The organism is Corynebacterium sp., assembly GCF_022712275.1.
Lineage (GTDB): Bacteria > Actinomycetota > Actinomycetes > Mycobacteriales > Mycobacteriaceae > Corynebacterium.
In genome coordinates this window covers 1-14,138 of record NZ_JALAGU010000002.1, presented here as the reverse complement: position 1 = coordinate 14,138, position 14,138 = coordinate 1, and the positions used below count along the sequence as shown (strand labels likewise).

At 67.7% G+C, this 14,138-nt stretch carries 11 protein-coding genes and 1 pseudogene; 10 read left to right on the top strand and 2 right to left on the bottom strand.

What is annotated here, in order from left to right:
• The first annotated feature begins 47 nt into the window (after positions 1 to 47).
• Positions 48 to 1,229, top strand: coding sequence for an acyl-CoA dehydrogenase family protein (locus Q0A27_RS00150; RefSeq protein ID WP_291473072.1), 1,182 nt, complete (start codon positions 48 to 50; stop codon positions 1,227 to 1,229).
• Here Q0A27_RS00150 and Q0A27_RS00145 read toward each other — a convergent pair.
• Both Q0A27_RS00145 and Q0A27_RS00140 read right to left on the bottom strand, forming a co-directional pair.
• Positions 1,171 to 2,640 carry an NAD(P)/FAD-dependent oxidoreductase gene (locus tag Q0A27_RS00145; protein WP_291473071.1) on the bottom strand — a complete coding sequence of 490 codons (1,470 nt, stop codon included), beginning with the start codon at positions 2,638 to 2,640 and terminating at the stop codon, positions 1,171 to 1,173. The genes Q0A27_RS00150 and Q0A27_RS00145 overlap by 59 nt on opposite strands.
• A 19-nt stretch (positions 2,641 to 2,659) precedes the next feature.
• On the bottom strand, positions 2,660 to 3,268 hold the full coding sequence (locus Q0A27_RS00140; RefSeq protein WP_291473070.1) for a TetR/AcrR family transcriptional regulator: 609 nt from the start codon (positions 3,266 to 3,268) through the stop codon (positions 2,660 to 2,662).
• A 319-nt stretch (positions 3,269 to 3,587) separates the two neighbouring features.
• Here Q0A27_RS00140 and Q0A27_RS00135 point away from each other — a divergent pair.
• The 9 genes and pseudogenes from Q0A27_RS00135 (at position 3,588) to Q0A27_RS00095 (ending at position 13,944) form a co-directional block, all read left to right on the top strand.
• Positions 3,588 to 4,189: pseudogene (locus tag Q0A27_RS00135) on the top strand (SDR family NAD(P)-dependent oxidoreductase).
• A 241-nt stretch (positions 4,190 to 4,430) separates the two neighbouring features.
• Positions 4,431 to 6,050, top strand: coding sequence for a carboxyl transferase domain-containing protein (locus Q0A27_RS00130; protein WP_291473069.1), 1,620 nt, complete (start codon positions 4,431 to 4,433; stop codon positions 6,048 to 6,050).
• 14 nt (positions 6,051 to 6,064) lie between these two features.
• A complete protein-coding gene (locus Q0A27_RS00125; RefSeq protein WP_291473068.1) occupies positions 6,065 to 8,155 on the top strand; it encodes a biotin carboxylase N-terminal domain-containing protein in 2,091 nt (696 codons plus the stop codon).
• Positions 8,156 to 8,182: 27 nt separating this feature from the next.
• A complete protein-coding gene (locus Q0A27_RS00120; RefSeq protein ID WP_291473067.1) occupies positions 8,183 to 9,424 on the top strand; it encodes an acyl-CoA dehydrogenase family protein in 1,242 nt (413 codons plus the stop codon).
• Between the two features lie 4 nt (positions 9,425 to 9,428).
• Positions 9,429 to 9,938, top strand: coding sequence for a MaoC family dehydratase (locus Q0A27_RS00115; protein WP_291473066.1), 510 nt, complete (start codon positions 9,429 to 9,431; stop codon positions 9,936 to 9,938).
• Positions 9,935 to 10,822 (top strand): CoA ester lyase, encoded by an 888-nt coding sequence (locus Q0A27_RS00110; protein WP_291473065.1) that lies wholly within the window; start codon positions 9,935 to 9,937, stop codon positions 10,820 to 10,822. Before Q0A27_RS00115 ends, Q0A27_RS00110 begins: the two co-directional genes overlap by 4 nt.
• Before the next feature lie 6 nt (positions 10,823 to 10,828).
• Positions 10,829 to 12,541, top strand: a complete 1,713-nt coding sequence (locus Q0A27_RS00105; RefSeq protein WP_291473064.1) for an AMP-binding protein — start codon at positions 10,829 to 10,831, stop codon at positions 12,539 to 12,541.
• Between the two features lie 6 nt (positions 12,542 to 12,547).
• A complete protein-coding gene (locus Q0A27_RS00100; RefSeq protein WP_291473063.1) occupies positions 12,548 to 13,312 on the top strand; it encodes a CoA transferase subunit A in 765 nt (254 codons plus the stop codon).
• A complete protein-coding gene (locus Q0A27_RS00095) occupies positions 13,309 to 13,944 on the top strand; it encodes a 3-oxoacid CoA-transferase subunit B (RefSeq protein ID WP_291473062.1) in 636 nt (211 codons plus the stop codon). Before Q0A27_RS00100 ends, Q0A27_RS00095 begins: the two co-directional genes overlap by 4 nt.
• Positions 13,945 to 14,138: the final 194 nt, after the last annotated feature.

Sequence of the window (14,138 nt, the reverse complement as noted above, 5' to 3'; positions counted from 1 at the left end):
CCGTATCCTGAACCTCACAGCGCACCAACCGGACAGGGAGAGTGACGATGCCGGCACGACGGATTCTGGACAACGAGGAACACCTCGCGGTGATCGAGACGGTGCGGGACGTGGTCACCAACCGGCTGGCCCCGCAGGTCGCGGAGATCGAGGAGGCGGGGCAGTTTCCGCAGGACGCGTTCCGGATGCTCGGTGAGATCGGCGTGCCCGGCATGGTCTACCCCGAGGAGCTCGGTGGTGCGGGGATGCCGACCGAGCTGTATCTGCAGACACTGGAGGAGATCGGGGCGGTGTGGGCCTCAGTGGCCGTGGGAGTGTCCGTCCACACACTGAGCTGTTTCCCGCTCGCCATTTTCGGTACCCGCGAGCAGCAGCAACGGTGGTTGCCGGAGATGCTCGGCGGTACGCAGGTCGGCGCCTACAGTCTGTCGGAGGCGCATGCCGGATCTGACCCCGCTGCGTTGGCGATGCGGGCCAGACGGGAGGGAGACTCGTACGTGCTCAACGGCTCCAAGGCGTGGGTGACCAACGGTGGCTTCGCCGACTTCTACACGGTCATGGCGAGGACCAGTGGCGAGCCCGGTGACGGGAAGGGCATCAGCTGCTTCCTGGTCCCGGCGGAGACACCGGGGTTCTCGGCGGGGCCACCGGAGCGGAAGATGGGTCTGACCGGGTCACCGACCGCGGCGCTGACCTTCGACGATGTCCGTATCCCCGCCGACCAGCGGATCGGCGAGGAGGGACAGGGACTGAAGATCGCCCTGGCCGCACTCGACTCGGGTCGGTTGGGCATCTCTGCGTGTGCGACCGGGCTGGCCCAGGGTGCGCTGGACGCGGCGGTGGACTACGCGCAGGAGCGGGAGACCTTCGGCCAGCCGATCATCGAGCACCAGGGGCTGGCGTTTCTGCTTGCGGACATGGAGGCGGCCGTCACCTCGTCGCGGGCGACGATGCTCGCCGCCGCCAGGCTGAAGGACCTCGGGGAGCCCTTCGCCGAGGAGGCGTCCGTGGCCAAACTCGTCACCACCGACAGTGCCATGAAGGTCACGACTGATGCGGTGCAGGTTCTCGGTGGTGCGGGGTACACCCGCGACTTCCCGGTGGAGCGCTACATGCGTGAGGCGAAAGCCATGCAGATTTTCGAGGGGACCAACCAGATCCAGCGGATGGTCATCGCCCGGCACCTGCACCGGGACAACAGCGGTCCGCTGCGTTCATCCCGCACATGAAGTGGACTCCGCCGCCCGGTGCAGTGGAGGAGGAACACAGGAACACGCCGGGGACACCGGTGTCATAGGGACGCAGCAGCCGGGGTCGGGCCAGCAGTTGGACGAGGTCGTTGGCCCCGCCGGAGATGTCCCCGCCGATATTGTTCCGTCCTGTGACCTCCACCGCCTGCGGGGTGGACGCTGACCAGTCCACGACGTGGTCACGGAAGCCGGGGGCGGCGTCCTCGATCTGTGCGGTGACGAGGTCGAAGGTGTCCTGTGCGGTTCCGGTCCATCCGGCCGGAACGTGGGCGTAGGCCCACACCGGGTTCAGTTGCCGGTTGTCGTGGACGACGGTGCGGCCGGGATCCGCGAGCCAGGGTTGACCGACGAGGGTGAAAGGACGTCGGGGGAGTCGCCCCTGCCAGCAGTCCTTCTCCGCCGCGGCGACCTGGTCGGCGGTGCCGCTGAGGTGGACGGTGGCGGCGCGCCGGGCATCCGGCGAGGACCAGGGGATCCCATCCTCGATGGTGTAGTCGACCTTCGCCACCGCGGGGCCACGGTGGAACCTGCGCCAGGACCTGGCGACACGGTCCGGTACCCGGTCGCCGAGGATCTGGGCGGCGTCCTCCACGGAGGTGTCGAGGAGAAGAACATCCGCCCCTGAGACCTGGGACACGTCGGTGACCTGCATCCCGGTCACCACCGAACCTCCGAGGGTGGCCAGTTCAGCCAGCATGGCGTCCGCCATGGACTGTGATCCGCCGACGGCGACGGGCCAGCCGTGGGCGTGGCCGGCGACGGTGAGCATGGTGCCCGCGGCCGAAGACCCGGGCAGGTTCAGCGGGGTGAACGCGTGCGCCATGATCCCGGCAAGTAACGCGCGTGCCTCGGGGGAACGGAAGCGTCGCCAGGACCAGGACGCCGGTAGCCCGGCCTGTACCCCGAACCCGGCGAAGAGCAGCGGGTGTCGGGGAACATGGAGTATCGGGCGCAGGAACTCGTCGGTGACTTTGGCCGCCCGGTCAGCCCGGTCTCCCAGAGGTCCGAAGAACGCCTGCCAGATGCGGCCGTCTGTTCCGGGGAGTCCGGCAGCGGTGTCCGCCACCGAGGTGTGCAGTGTCGCGGAGCGGGTGGTGTCGAGGACGTGGACGGCGTCCACCGGTGCGGTGGCGAGCTCCAGCCCGTGACCGGCCAAAGCCTGTCCGAACTCCCGGAAAAACGGGGAAGCCTGGGCGAGGGGGAAGGTGGTGGCGCAGTGGTCGTGGCGCACGCCGTGGGTATCGGTGCTGCTGCGCAGACCCCCTCCGGCCGTGTCCGCGGCCTCGACCACGGTGACCTTCACCCCGGCCCGGGCCAGCACGAGCGCGGCGGCCAGACCGTTGGGTCCGGAGCCGACGACGGTGGCGGCGTGGGGTGGTCGGGACGGCATGCCCCGACTGTAGTGGGGTTCAGTCGTTCCGGACGATGCCGTCAGAGAGGATGCCCGCCCAGCGGTCGATGACCCGCCGGCGGTGCTCGGAGTTGTCGACGAGCACGGCACCGAGGCCGAGACCGCGGGCCAGGTCGACTGTCATCCGCAGCAGTTCCCGGGTGGCCTGGTCGGAAAGGTCGGCATCCAGGGCCAGTCCCATGAGTTGGTGGACTTCCCTGGCGTAGCGGCTGTCTGCCGCGATGATCAGGTCCCGGAGCTCGCCCTCAGGACCGGCAGCGGCGGACCAGACGTGCAGCGCAGCCCGAAAGGAATCGCTGGCAAATGATTCTGTCACCAGCCTGACGACATCCTCGGTGGAGGCTCCGTCCGGCCCCGTGGGCAGGTCAGCAACGGCAGTCCGCAGCTGATGGGTGAGAGCGTTGAAGAATTCGGTGACGGTTTCCTCGATGAGGACGTCCCGGGTCGCGAAATGGTGCTGTGCCGCTCCGCGGGAGACGCCGGCCTCACTGGCCACGGCGCTGACGGTCGTCGCCGCTGCGCCCTGCCCGGAGAGCACGGTGACAGCGGCGTCGAGCAGCTTCCTCCGGGTCTCACGGCTGCGGTCCTGCTGGGGGGTGCGTGGCACGGAATCCTCCTGTCGCCTCTGTGCGGACGGGGCTGCATGTCGTGGAACAGGGTAGCAGTAGGTCGGCCTCTGTCTGAGAGGGACAACGACGAAAACAGTCACCATTGACTGGTTAGAGGCTAGCCGATACTGTGCTGCGTTTCACAACACAACAACAGAAGAATCGAATTTCACGGAGTCACCGCGCCTGATATGAACTCATTTCTCCCCTCCGTCCCCGGCCACCACCACTGCGACCATCGACCCGTTGCGTGGAGGTACGGCTGGCCCTCCGTTGTCCGTGCCGGCGCCCCGGGCGCTGGCGGGCCGGACAATCGTGATGTCGGGCGGGTCCCGCGGTCTCGGCCGTGAGATTGCCCTGGCCGCCGCCCGGCCCGGCGCCATTGTTGCGATGCTCACCCAGACAGCAGAGCCTGACCTCCGCATTCCGGGGACGATCTTCTCCGCTGCGAAATTGATCGAGGAGGCGGGTGGTCACGCGCCCCCGTCGTCGGTGACGTGCGGAAAGGTGAGGATACTGCCCGTGTCGTCGATGAGACTGTCGAGCAGTCCGGTGGTGTGGACATCGACCTGAACAACGCCAGTGCGATCAACCTCCACCCCACGAAGGGCCTGCCGTTGAATCGGCTGGACCTCGTGCCGGACATCAACATCCGCGGTTCTCTCGCACTGACCCGGGCGGCCCTGCCGTATCCGTGGGAGTCCGACCACGCGCACATTCTCACCCTGTCGCCGCCGGTCAATCTGGAGGAGTGGATCGGCAGCTACCCGGCCTATGCCGTCGGCAAGTTCGGTATGTCGGTGCGAGGCATGGTCAGCGGGTATACGCTCGTCGACTCCGACGTGCTCCGGTCTGCAGGCGTCGCGGACGTGTCCGGTTACGGCGGCGAAGAGCCGCTGGAGATCGACCTGTTCCTGTAACGGTCCAGAGGGGGAAGCATGCTCCGGAGTTTCAACACCACCAGTCAGTGATGACCGGATATTGCCGTGGTGCCCCCCTGCGCCACCCCCGTATAAGGGTGTTCTTATCTGATCATTGCCAGGTGGCACACCTGAACGACGTGCAAGTCAAAAACAATCATGTGTGATTGCTATCCGATGTGACCTGTGCCATATACACTCGCTGCAGCGACAAAAACATTCGCTTTCCAACATGGAAATGATGACCAGGAAGGACGCCACCGTGACGACTGTGACGGCATCCACCGATACGGCACCGACCACCGGGTTCGCCGATCTCACCGCCGAACTCCGCGACCGCATTGAACGCGCCCGTCGCGGGGGAGGGGACAAGGCCCGGGAGCGTCATCTCTCCCGCGGCAAGATGCTGCCGCGGGACCGGGTGAACTCCCTGCTCGACCCCGGCAGCCCCTTCCTCGAGGTGGCGCCGCTGGCCGCCGAGGACATGTACGACGGCCGGGTCCCCGGAGCCGGCATCGTCGCCGGTATCGGACTCGTCGAGGGGCGCCTCTGCCTCATCGCCGCCAATGACGCGACTGTCTCCGGCGGTACCTACTACCCGGAGACGGTGAAGAAGCACCTGCGAGTCCAGGAGATCGCCGAGGCCAACCGGCTGCCCTGCATCTACCTGGTGGACTCCGGTGGCGCGATGCTGCTGCAGCAGGACGAGGTCTTCCCGGACCGCGACCACTTCGGCCGGATCTTCTACAACCAGGCGCGGATGTCCGCCCGCGGTATCCCGCAGCTCTCCGCCGTCATGGGTTCCTGCACCGCCGGCGGCGCCTACGTCCCGGCGATCTCCGACGAGACCGTCATCGTCGACGGCCAGGGCACCATCTTCCTCGCCGGTCCGCCGTTGGTGAAGGCAGCCACCGGCGAGGACGTCACCGCCGAGGAACTCGGTGGTGGAGCCATGCACTCCCGGGTCTCCGGTGTCACCGACCACCTCGCCGCCGATGACGCGGACGCCATCCAGCGCATCCGCGACATCGTCGCCACCCTGCCGGAGGATGACCCGGCCGCCCCGGTCGAGCCGTACACCTCCCGGGACCAGACCGACCTCTACGACATTGTTCCCACCGACCTGAAGACCCCCTATGACTCCCGCGAGGTCATCGAGGTCATCACGGACACCGGCTCCGTCCACGAGTTCAAGGCGGAGTACGACAACTCCGTGGTCACCGCGTTCGCCAGGATCGAAGGCCACCGGGTCGGCGTCATCGCCAACAACGGCGTCATCTTCGCCGAGGGAGCGGTGAAGGCCGCCCACTTCATCCAGCTCTGCGAGCGCCGCGGCACTCCACTGCTCTTCCTGCAGAACACCACCGGCTTCATGGTCGGAAAGTCCTACGAGGAGGGCGGCATCGCCAAGCACGGCGCCAAGATGGTGACCGCGGTGGCTACGGCAACCGTCCCCAAGCTCACCGTCATCACCGGCGGTGGCTTCGGCGCCGGCAACTACGCCATGTGTGGCCGTGCCTACTCGCCGCGCTTCCTGTGGACCTGGCCGAACTCGAAGGTCGCCGTCATGGGCGGACCGCAGGCGGCGATGACGCTGTCCACCGTCCGCGGAGCGAAGGTGATCCGCGAGGGAGGGGAGTGGACGGACACCGACCGGGAGGACTTCGAGCGTCCGGTCCGGGACCTCTTCGAGGAGAAGTCCAGCTGCTGGTACGGCACCGCCCGACTGTGGGACGACGGGGTCATCGACCCCGCCGACACCCGCCGCGTCCTCGCCATGGCCCTGGGCGTCTGCGCCCGGGTCCCGCGGGACACCACCACCGACACCACCGCCGCCGGTTTCGGCGTGTTCCGGATGTGAGAGGACAGAAGACCATGTTCGATACCGTGCTCATCGCCAACCGCGGGGAGATCGCCTGCCGCGTCATCCGCACCATCCGGGACATGGGACTGCGTTCCGTCGCCGTCTACTCCGACGCCGACGCGGACGCCCCGCATGTCGCCCTGGCGGACACCGCCGTCCGGCTCGGCCTGGCCGCGGCCGCCGAGTCCTACCTCAACATCGACCGCGTCATCGCCGCGGCACTCGCGTCCGGGGCCGGCGCGATCCACCCCGGCTACGGCTTCCTGTCCGAGAACGCCACCTTCGCCCGCGCCTGTGAGGACGCCGGGATCGTCTTCATCGGCCCGCCGGCGGACGCCATCGAGGGCATGGGTGACAAGATCACCGCCCGCGCCACCGTCGAGGCCCGTGACGTTCCCACCGTGCCCGGCATCTCCCGCCCGGGGCTCACCGACGCCGAACTCATCGCCGGAGTCACCGGCACCGACGGGGGAGCGGGTGTGGAGTTCCCGGTCCTCATCAAGCCCTCGGCAGGTGGCGGCGGCAAGGGTATGCACGTCGTCGGGTCACCGGATGACCTGGCCGAGACCCTGGTCGGCGCGCGCCGGGAGGCGGCGTCCTCCTTCGGTGACGACACCCTGTTCATCGAGCACTTCGTGGACACTCCGAGGCACATCGAGGTCCAGGTCATGGCGGACACCCACGGCAATGTCGTGCACCTCGGCGAGCGGGAGTGCTCGCTGCAGCGCCGTCACCAGAAGGTCATCGAGGAAGCGCCCTCCGCACTGCTCGACGAGGAGACCCGGGCCCGCATCGGCGAGGCGGCCTGCGACGCCGCGCGCTCCTGCGGCTACCGCGGTGCCGGCACCGTGGAGTTCATCGTCTCGGCGAAGCGTCCTGATCTCTTCTTCTTCATGGAGATGAACACCCGCCTGCAGGTCGAGCACCCGGTCACCGAACTGGTCACGGGTCTCGACCTGGTCGAACTCCAGATCCGCGTCGCCCAGGGGGAGTCGCTGCCCGTGTCCCAGGAGGACATCACCTTGACCGGCCACGCGATCGAGGCCCGCGTCTACGCCGAGGACCCCTCGGCCGGATTCCTGCCCACCGGCGGTACCGTCACCTCGCTGCGCTGGCCCACGGCCCCTGGCATCCGGGTCGACACCGGCATCCGCGCCGGTCAGGTGATCGGTTCGGACTACGACCCGATGCTCGCCAAGGTCATCGCCTCCGGTCACGACCGTGCCGAGGCCATCGGCAGGTTGGACGCCGCGCTGGCCGGAACACTGCTCAGCGGACTCGGCTCCGACGCCGGTGAAGGCACCAACATCGACTTCTGCCGGTACCTCCTCGCCGACGACGCCGTCCGCGCCGGGGCACTGGACACCAGCCTTCTCGACCGGATCGTCGGGGACTACTCGGTCCCGGCCATGCCCGCCGAGGCCCTCGTCGTCGCCGCCCTGACACTGCAGGACGCCGCCCGTGACTCCGCACACCGGTCAGGTCGGCACGGCGCCTGGGCTGCGGTCGACGGATGGCGTGCCGGTGCGGACCACGCCCCCTTCCGGTCCCGGGTCGCCGTGCCCGGCACCGGCCCGGTCGACCTCGAACTGTCCGGTACCACCGACCTGACCCTCTCGGTTCGACCGGTGGACCCGGAGACCACGGCACCACCGGAAGTCACGGCACAGGTGCTGGCCACCGCCGCTGAAGGCGGGGACACGGTCCGCGTCCTCACCGTGGCGTCCGGCGACGGACACCCGGCCGCCTCCCGGCGGTGGGCCTCCCGGACCATCCCTGACGGGGCAGGTCAGGCGGTCGCCGTGTCCGGTCCCGACGGAACCTGGGTGGTCCGTCCGCTCGGCCTGGGCCGGGACGCCGCGGACGCCGCCGGCGGTGAGGACGACGTCCTCAGCCCCATGCCGGGCACCGTCGTCGCCGTCCGGGTCACCGACGGCGACACGGTCACCGCCGGCCAACCGCTCGTCGTCCTCGAGGCCATGAAGATGGAGCATTCCCTGACCGCCTCCCACGACGGGATCGTGAAGCTCAGTTGCGTCACCGGCGACAAGGTCGGCGCCGGAACCGTACTCGCCACCGTCCCCGCTGCCGTCCCCGCCTGACCCTCACCCCCACGAAAGGAACCCACCATGACTGCATCCTCCACATCCTCCACATCCTCCACATCCTCCACATCCTCCACATCCACCAACTCCCCCGCCCGCCGCCGCAACCCCGCCGATGACGGACTGACCCCGGAGCTCGTCGAACTGCGCCGTACCGTCGAGGAGTTCGCCCACGAGGTCGTCGATCCGAAGATGGCGGAGAACTACCGCAACCACACCTTCGACTACGGCATCCAGTCCCAGATGGGCGAGATGGGACTGTTCGGCTTGCCGTTCTCCGAGGAATACGGCGGCATGGGCGGGGACTACTTCGCCCTCGGCGTCGCCCTGGAGGAGCTCGCCCGCGTCGACCAGTCCGTCGCCATCACCCTGGAGGCCGGCTGCTCGCTCGGCGCCATGCCGATCTACCGCTTCGGCACCGAGGAACAGAAGCAGAAGTACCTGCCGGACCTCACGGCCGGTCGGGCGCTGGCCGGCTTCGGTCTCACCGAGCCCGGTGCAGGTTCGGACGCCGGCGGTACGAAGACCACCGCGAAGCTGGAGGACGGCACCTGGCGGATCAACGGCTCCAAGCAGTTCATCACCAATTCCGGCACCGACATCACCTCGCTGGTCACCACCACCGCCGTGACCGGGACCAGGGAGGACGGACGCAAGGAGATCTCCGCGATCATCGTCCCGACCGACACCCCCGGCTTCACCGCCGAGCCGGCCTACGACAAGGTCGGCTGGAACTGCTCTGACACCCACCCGCTGAGCTACGACGACGTCGTCGTCCCCGAGGAGAACCTGCTGGGGAAGAAGGGGCGTGGCTTCGCCCAGTTCCTCTCCATCCTCGCCGAAGGACGCGTCGCCATCGCCGCACTGGCCACCGGTGCCGCCCAGGGCTGTGTCGATGAAGCCGTCGAGTACGCGAAGCAGCGCACCTCCTTCGGGCGTCCCATCGCCGAGTACCAGGGTGTCTCCTTCAAGATCGCCCGGATGGAGGCCCGTGCCTGGACCGCACGCCAGGCATGGCGCGCGGCCGCACAGAAGATGCTCAGCGGCGAAGACTTCAGCCGGGAGGCCTCGATCGCCAAGATGGTTGCCGGCGATGCCGCGATGGACAACGCCCGGGACGCCACCCAGGTCTTCGGTGGTGCGGGATTCATGAACGAGACCCGCGTCGCCCGCCACTACCGGGACTCCAAGATCCTGGAGATCGGGGAGGGCACCACCGAAGTCCAGCTCATGCTGATCGCCCGCTCGCTCGGACTGGAGGGATGACGCCATGACCGGCACACCGAAGACCGTCGAACAGCGGGGCCTGTGGCTCGAGGAGTTCGAGGAGGGGACCACCTACCTCCACCGCCCCGGCCGCACCGTCACCGAGGCGGACAACACCCTGTTCACCACCCAGACCATGAACACCCAGCCACTGCACCTGGACGCCGCCTGGGCGGCGACCCGGCCCGGCTTCCGCGGCGAGCGGCTGGTGAACTCCATGTTCACCCTGTCCACCGTGGTCGGCCTGTCCGTCAACCAGCTCACCCTCGGGACCATCGTCGCGAACCTCGGCTTCTCCGAGATCAGCTTCCCCGCACCCATGTTCCACGGCGACACGCTCTACGCAGAGACCGAATGCCTGTCCACGCGCGTCTCGAAGTCCCGTCCCGACCAGGGGGTCATCGAGCTGCGGCACATCGGCCGCAACCAGCACGGCGACATCGTGTGCACCGCCGTACGGAACACACTCGTGCGGTGTCGGCCCACCGGTGACGGGGAAGGGGAGACGGCATGACCGACCGCTGGACACCACCGGGCCCCGCCCTGCTCTTCGCCCCGGCCGACCGGCCGGAACGGTTCACGAAGGCCGCCGAACGCTCGGACGCCGTCATCCTCGATCTCGAGGACGGCTGCCGTGCGGAGAACCGGGCCTCGGCCCGGGAGAACATCGTCGCCGCCGACCTGGACCCGGCCCGTACCGTGGTCCGGATCAATCCGCCGGGTACCCCGGACTTCGACGCCGACCTGCAGGCCGTCGCTGACAGTCCCTTCACCACGGTGATGCTGCCGAAGGCGGAGGGCGGCCGGTCCGTCGACGCCCTGTCGGACGCTCATCCGGACGCCTCGACCTGGCGGATCATCGCCCTGGTCGAGACGCCCCGTGGCGTCCTCGATCTGGCCTCGTTGGCCGCACACCCCCAGGTGGACGCCTTGTTCTGGGGTGCGGAGGATCTCACCGCCGCGCTCGGCGGTACCTCCTCCCGCTACGCCGCGGACGAGACCCCCACACCTGGCGGCGGCGCCTCCGGTCAGCCGGGCGGCTACCGCGAGGTTCCCCGGCTCACCCGGTCCCTCGCGCTGCTGCACGCGGCTGCCGCCGGGAAGACCGCCCTCGACTCCATCCATGCGGACACTGCCGACACCGCCGGGGCACGCGCCGAGGCGGTGGACGCCGCCGCCAGCGGTTTCGCCGGCACCGTGGCGATCCATCCGGGACTCGTCCCGGTCATCCGAGAGGCCTACAACCCTGATGCCGACAGCGTCGACTGGGCCCGCCGGGTCGTCGCCGGTGCCGCCGAGAACCCCGGCGCCTTCGCCGTCGACGGCGAGATGATCGACGCCCCGCTGCGCCGCCAGGCCGAACTGATTCTCTCCCGATCCACCATTTCAAGGAGCTGACCCGCGATGACTTCCTCACTGCGTCCGCATCATGACATCATCCTCACCGACCCCGCCGACATCGACCCGGCGGTCTCCCACCAGGTCGGACCGACAGATACCCCGCTGCTCACCGAGACCATCGGTCAGAATCTCGCCCGTACCGTGGCCGCATTCCCCGACCATGACGCGCTCATCGACCTCTACGGTGATATCCACCTGACCTACCAGGAGTTCCACCGCAAGGTCCTGCGCCTGGCGTCCGGCCTGCACAATGCCGGGTACCGGAAGGGTGACCGGATCGGCATCTGGTCACCCAACCGCTGGGAATGGATGGTGCTGCAGTTCGCCACCGCCGAGATCGGGGCGATCCTGGTCTGTATCAATCCCACCTACCGGACCCGCGAACTGACCTACGCCGTCAACCAGTCCGGTATCAAGGCGCTGTTCTCCGCCGGTAGATTCAAGGACTCGAACTACCGGGCCATGATCGGCACGGTGTCTCACGTCTTCGACCGCCCCTTCAGGGAGACCGTGTTCTTCGGCTCCGAGCGGTGGGAGGAGCTTGCCAACAGTGCCATCGGTGACCTCAACCCGGTGCGCGAGTCTCTCGACCCGCACGACCCGATCAACATCCAGTACACCTCCGGCACCACCGGCATGGCGAAGGGCGCGACCCTGACCCACCACAATGTGCTCAACAACGGGTTCATGATCGGCGAACGGCTGAACTACACCGACGCCGACCGGGTGGTCATCCCGGTTCCCTTCTTCCACTGCTTCGGCATGGTCATCGGCATCCTCGCCGCGGTCACCCACGGGGCGGCGTCGATCATCCCCGGGCCGGTGTTCAATGCCGAGAGCACACTGGAGGCCGCCCACCATGGTCAGGCGACCAGCCTGCTCGGCGTGCCGACGATGTTCATGGCCGAACTCCAGCTGCTCGACCACCTGGCGGAGAAGGGCAAGAACCTGGATCTATCACGGCTTCGTACCGGCGTCATTGCGGGCACCTCCTGTCCGACGAAGACGATGCGCGAGATCATCGACATCCTGGGCATCGAGGAGATCGGGATCTGCTACGGCATGACCGAGACGTCGCCGGTCAACCATCAGACTATGCCCGATGATCCGGTGGAGAAGCGGGTCGAGACCGTCGGCCGCGTCGGACCCCACATCGAGGTCAAGATCGTCGACGAGGAGGGTGCCCCGGTCGACCGTGGCGTCCAGGGCGAGTTGCTCGTCCGCGGCTACCCGGTGATGCAGGGCTACTGGGACATGCCGGAGAAGACGGGTGAGGCGATCGACGCCGACAACTGGATGCACTCCGGAGACCTCGCCACCATGGACGCCGACGGCTATGTGCAGATCACCGGCCGGATCAAGGACATGGTCATCCGAGGTGGGGAGAACATCTACCCGCGTGAGATCGAGGAGTTCCTCTACGAGCACCCGGATATCGCCGACGTCCAGGTCATCGGCGTCCCCGATGAGAAGTACGGGGAGGAACTCATGGCCTGGATCATCCTCGAGGAGGACGCCGTCACCGACCGTCGCACGCTCACCGCAGAGGACATCCGCGCCTTCAGCGACGGAAAGCTCGCCAAGTTCAAGATCCCCAGATATGTCCACATCACCGAGAGCTTCCCGATGACGATCTCCGGCAAGGTCCGCAAGGTCGAGATGCGGGAGAAAGCCATCGGAATCCTCGGTCTCTACACCTACGGAAGAGAAAGCTGAATCACCATGTCAAAACTCATCCGTGAACATGATGCCGTCGATCTGATCCCCGACGGCGCGACCCTCGCTGTCGGTGGTTTCGGCGTCTGCGGGATCCCGCAGGTCCTGCTCGCCGAACTGGCGCAGCGGCGGGTCGGTGACTTCGAGGCGGTCTCCAACAACGCCGGCCTGGACGGTCGGGGTCTCGGGCTTCTGCTGGAGACCCGGCAGCTCAGCCGCATCGTCGCGAGCTATGTCGGCGAGAACAAGGAGTTCGCCCGGCAGTATCTCGAGGGTGAACTGGAGGTGGAGCTCACCCCTCAGGGCACTCTGGCCGAGCGGCTGCGTGCCGGTGGTTCCGGTATCAGTGCCTTCTACACGGCCACCGGTGTCGGTACCCCGGTGTCCGACGGTGGGATGGTGTGGAAGTACGGGCGTGACGGGTCGGAGGATCCGGTCGACGGTGCGGTGATCTCACCGGCCAAGGAGACCCGTGACATCGCCGGTCGGACGCAGGTCCTGGAGCATGCGATTGTCGCGGACGTCGCGCTGGTCCGCGCCGAGGTCGCCGATACCGCCGGCAATCTGCGGTTCCATGAGACCGCGAGGAACTTCAACCCGTTGGCGGCGATGGCGGGAAGGGTCTGCATTGTCGAGGCGGAGAGGGTGGTGGCCAAGGGCGAGCTCGCTCCGGATGATATCCACCTTCCGGGGATCTACGTTCACCATGTCGTGGAGCTCACCCGGGATCAGGCGGCGGACAAGATGATCGAGAAGGAGACTGTGCGATGAGCTGGACCAGGCAGGAGATGGCGGCCAGGGCAGCGCAGGAGCTGCAGGACGGCCAGTATGTGAATCTCGGTATCGGGTTGCCGACGTTGGTGCCCAACTATGTGCAGGACGGGGTGGACGTTACCCTCCAGTCGGAGAACGGCATGCTCGGTATCGGGCCGTATCCGGTGGCGGGGGAGGTGGACCCTGATCTGATCAATGCGGGTAAGGAGACGGTGACCGCGATGCCCGGGACGTCCTACTTCGATTCCGCGTTGAGTTTCGGGATGATCCGGGGTGGCAAGATCGACCTGGCCATCCTCGGTGGCATGGAGGTCAATGACCGGGGGGATATCGCCAACTGGATTGTGCCGGGGAAGATGGTCAAGGGGATGGGTGGCGCGATGGACCTCGTGGTCGGTGCGCAGCGGGTTGTGGTGGTCATGGAGCACCGTAGTCGGGACGGTCGGTCGAAGATTGTCTCCGACATTACGTTGCCGCTCACCGGGGCGGGGGTGGTGGACCGGGTCATCACGGATCTCTGCGTTCTGGACCGGACTCCGGAGGGTTTCGTCATCGCCGAGCTGGCGCCGGGGGTGACCGAGGAGGAGGTGAAGGCTGCGACGGATGCACCAGTTCTCCCGAACACCTGACGGAGATTCTAGATCCAGACATAATGGGAGGGGAGCAAGCGCCCCTCGCAACCCCCGCTGACCTGTACTTTTTCCGAAGAAAGGGATGACGAACCATCATGAGTGCTGCATCCGCCCCCGCCCCCCCCCCCCCCCCCAGGCAGCGGGCACGGGGGGGGCCGCGCCACCCCCCCCGGCAGGGGGGCGGGGGCCCG

Coding starts and splice junctions, on each gene's coding strand:
- Q0A27_RS00120 (WP_291473067.1), top strand. CDS start 8,183: ATGACTGCATCCTCCACATCCTCCACATCCTCCACATCCTCCACATCC.
- Q0A27_RS00110 (WP_291473065.1), top strand. CDS start 9,935: ATGACCGACCGCTGGACACCACCGGGCCCCGCCCTGCTCTTCGCCCCG.
- Q0A27_RS00115 (WP_291473066.1), top strand. CDS start 9,429: ATGACCGGCACACCGAAGACCGTCGAACAGCGGGGCCTGTGGCTCGAG.
- Q0A27_RS00100 (WP_291473063.1), top strand. CDS start 12,548: ATGTCAAAACTCATCCGTGAACATGATGCCGTCGATCTGATCCCCGAC.
- Q0A27_RS00095 (WP_291473062.1), top strand. CDS start 13,309: ATGAGCTGGACCAGGCAGGAGATGGCGGCCAGGGCAGCGCAGGAGCTG.
- Q0A27_RS00125 (WP_291473068.1), top strand. CDS start 6,065: ATGTTCGATACCGTGCTCATCGCCAACCGCGGGGAGATCGCCTGCCGC.
- Q0A27_RS00105 (WP_291473064.1), top strand. CDS start 10,829: ATGACTTCCTCACTGCGTCCGCATCATGACATCATCCTCACCGACCCC.
- Q0A27_RS00130 (WP_291473069.1), top strand. CDS start 4,431: ATGACCAGGAAGGACGCCACCGTGACGACTGTGACGGCATCCACCGAT.
- Q0A27_RS00150 (WP_291473072.1), top strand. CDS start 48: ATGCCGGCACGACGGATTCTGGACAACGAGGAACACCTCGCGGTGATC.
- Q0A27_RS00145 (WP_291473071.1), bottom strand. CDS start 2,640: ATGCCGTCCCGACCACCCCACGCCGCCACCGTCGTCGGCTCCGGACCC.